Consider the following 3,674-nt stretch of genomic DNA (forward strand, 5'->3'; position numbering starts at 1 on the left):
AAAAAAATCTTCAAAAGTTACCGGAATTCCGGTGATCTCTACCCGGTTATAGATCTCAAAAAGTTCAGGCGATTTTTCGCGGATTCCTGGAAATATTTCTGACGCAAGTCTGCCCTTTACATCAGACAAGCCGGTGTTCTTTTCAAAGGCATCATTCACATCGAGATAGAGCCAATCAGAAGGTTCACCCTTCTCATCATAGTACATATGGCAATATGCAAAACCTTCAAGCATATTTTCAAAAAGAGACCGGTACTGCTTCTCGCTCTCTCGAATGGCCTTTTCATTTTGTTTCCGTTCAGTGATATCTAAAAACGCCCCGATCAGTCCGGCGACCTGGTTTTTATCGTCTAGAAACGGGGATTTGTAAAACATAACCTCATGGGTCGAATCGTCAGCGTACCTGACTGATGCCTCGTACTGTTGAATAGTAGGTGAATTAAAAACCGCTTCATCGGCGTTGTAATATACATCTGCCATCTCTTTGGGCCAGAGATCATAGACAGATTTTCCAATGATCTGCTCACGGGGTTTTCCGAAATATTGTTCAAATGCGGCATTACAGCCGGAATAGATCCCACTGCGATTTTTATAAAAAATGGGCATCGGCAGAGAATCGATGAGTGTCTGGAGGAATAGTCTCTGTCGTTCAAGTTCTTCCGACACCCTGTGTTTTTCAGTTACATCCGCTCCGATTGCAATGAATTTCGTGATTACGTTAGATTCATTAGCAATTCCTTTCGTATTCCAGGAGATGATTTTGGTATCCCCGGCTTTGGTCAGGATGGTAGTCTCGAAATTCTCAAAAAAATTGTTACTCCTGATAATTCGTTGAATAGTGTCTCTTATCTGCCCTCTGTATCTTTGGTCCGGGTACAATAATGTCCAGATCTTATTTTTTCCGAGAACTTCCCCTGAACGATACCCACTAATCTCCTCTGCAGCAGTATTCCACAGTTGAATCCTCCCTTTCCAGTCAAGAACCATGAGCCAGATACGGGCATTTTCAATAATTGTCTCATGAAATTCGTTTACATGATGTAATGCTTCTTCAGACCGTCTCGCATTATCAGCAAGGTATGTTATCACTGCTGCGATACCGATGAAGAGAATTACCCGAACCAGGGCTTGCAAGATGATGGTATTATTCTGAGTATACCCTATCATCATTCCGAAGTAGACAAGTGCAAGGAGGCAAGAGAAGAGAAACCCTCTCCAGGTATAGAACAGACAGGCAAGTATGATCGGGAAATAAAAAAGGTTTTGAAAAATGATAGTATATCCAGCCAGCAGACAATATAAGCTGACCAGAATACACCCAACAGTTGAACCCGTCAGGAGCACTTGTGGAATATATATGTGGAAGCGTGAAAAGATGCTCGTCATTTCCTTTTCCTTTTGAATAAATGCCTCCGGATTGATATATTAGTTCCTATGTCGTTTTAAATCATTGATTTATTGACAATAGTCGCCCCGGCTTCCATCCCGGTCCTGGAGTGAGGAGTTTTTCATAATGAAAAGGGAGAGAATTTGAATTCATTATCCTGCTACTCAGGTATCTTCTTTTCAAAAGAGTTGTTGATGTGGCACGAATAATCAAACCGGGTGCAAACACCGTGAAAGCGGTTTCAAGTAGCGTAATACCTCATTCTTATACAGATCTTTCACGATCCTGAATACCTATTACTGCACACGTAATCAACAGGAAGAACAAGATTCAGAGATATCGTAAAAACTTCTGTATGATATGTTCAGGAGATTTTTCTTCGAGTTCCTTATTCATCTCTTGTAATTGCTCAGAAGTAATCTCTCTCTTTAAATAACGGTCATGTAGCACACTGAGCGAACTACCTGATTGACCAATATTTTGATAATCTCTGCTATACCGGAGTACTACAAAGATGATTAGCACAAAAAATACAACTACCGCTATGATGATCGCTATCCACCAGAGGACTTCATTCATTCACTACCTCTAGATATGTGATACCAATTCAGAATCTCTCAAAATCAGTTTTTATTCAAAACATCCTGGTTTGTCTATGATTCAGAGTGAGTACCGGGGATATTCGTATAATATGATGAAACGAGCAGCCGGTACTCATCGTATATTGATATAGCATCTGCTATATACTTTGTTATGCCTATTGATCTCGTGGATCTATCTTTCGAAAATACCCCCGATTTTTTCTTACTTCAGCTCATCCAGAATCTTTTTTACGATAATTCAGCAACATGAGTATGCAGTATTCTCACCTTCGCTATCGCTGTCGGTGATGGAGTTTACCACAACCGCCGTCCTGGCTGATAACTCCTACCCCTCGTTTTTCACACCGGTTCAGGTGTGCAGAGCGATGAATTACTGGATTGTCCAGAAGGAGAATCACATCATGCAGACAGATGGTGACCTATTATCGGACATAACCGAAGATACCGCGTATCTTCAGAGCCTGGGACAAGCATATCACTCATATGCTGGAAACTTGGCATCCTACAGGACCGGCTCTCAGAAGGGAGATTGATCAGTATCTTAATACCTTTTAATTTTTTATCTATTCCGAATACCTCAGGTAAAGTATCCCAACTCGGTCAGTAGAGCAATGATGAAATTTCCTCTTCATGAGCAGGGTCTCGTCGCTATTGGTGGATTTCGGCTCGATTGCATCATATCCTATCAACACCCCGGAAGGTTTTGTGAATCGTCCTTTCTCATATCATGGTCGTAAAAAGATCAGGGGGAGGTATTCACCCCATCCTTACAATCCCGGAAGAAACAATTTCGATAGACTAAGGGAGTCAGCATGGTGGTAAGCAGACTCATGATGATGATCGTGACATAGATACCCTGGTTGATCAACCCTTCCTGTAGCCCGATTAGTGCAACAATCATAGCAACCTCCCCTCGTGGGGCCATCCCAAACCCGATAATAAGGGAATCTTTCATACTCATTCCACAGAGATAAGCAGGTATACCACATCCGATAAGTTTGGTCACTACTGCAATCACAGTCAATGCAACAAGGAATATAATGATATCGGGCGTCACTGCTTTCAGATCAACCATAATCCCGAGTGACACAAAGAATATTGAGGCAAAAATGATCTGGAGATATCCCGCTCCTTCTTTCAGATCATGACCCTGTTTTAGTTTGATCTCATTGAATGAAACACCAGCGATAAATGCGCCGACAATTGCTGATAATCCTACCATTTCGGCGAATATTCCATACATAAATGCCATCATCATTGCAAAAATGAAGGTGAACTCCGGGTATTTTCCGGCAAAAGGAGTTTCGTCCACATACTCGATAAACCGGGAGATGATCAAAACCCCGACTGCTGCTCCGATAATGACAAATGACACCGCTTTGATGGTCATAAACCCTATTGATAGTACAGAAACTGACCCGGTTGCAGCCTCATTACTGATGGCAAGGGCGAGCAGACTCAGGATGTCGTCGATAACAGCCGCACCGATGATCGCTTTTGCGGCATCGGTCTGGAGTTGATTCAGTTCCTGAAGCACATTGGCCGTAATTGCAATACTTGTGGCGGTAAGTGCAGTCCCAATAAAGATTGCACTGGCCCCCGAGTACCCAAAGAGAATAGAGATTCCATATCCTCCAATCCAGGGAATAATTACGCCTATGAGTGCGATTATCCCATTTCGAATC

At 42.4% G+C, this 3,674-nt stretch carries 2 protein-coding genes and 1 riboswitch; both genes read right to left on the bottom strand.

The genetic code is table 11. From position 1 onward, the window contains the following. A partial coding sequence (locus tag LUQ50_RS07240; protein WP_300038360.1) for a PAS domain S-box protein occupies window positions 1-1,386 on the bottom strand: 1,386 nt, incomplete at its 3' end. Between the two features lie 877 nt (window positions 1,387-2,263). After that, a riboswitch (Fluoride riboswitch) is annotated at window positions 2,264-2,324 on the top strand. Window positions 2,325-2,731: 407 nt separating this feature from the next. Next, window positions 2,732-3,674: cation:proton antiporter (locus tag LUQ50_RS07245; RefSeq protein WP_300038363.1), on the bottom strand; the 943-nt coding region annotated here is incomplete at its 5' end.

Origin of the sequence: Methanospirillum sp., from assembly GCF_028679455.1 — an archaeon.
Lineage (GTDB): Archaea > Halobacteriota > Methanomicrobia > Methanomicrobiales > Methanospirillaceae > Methanospirillum.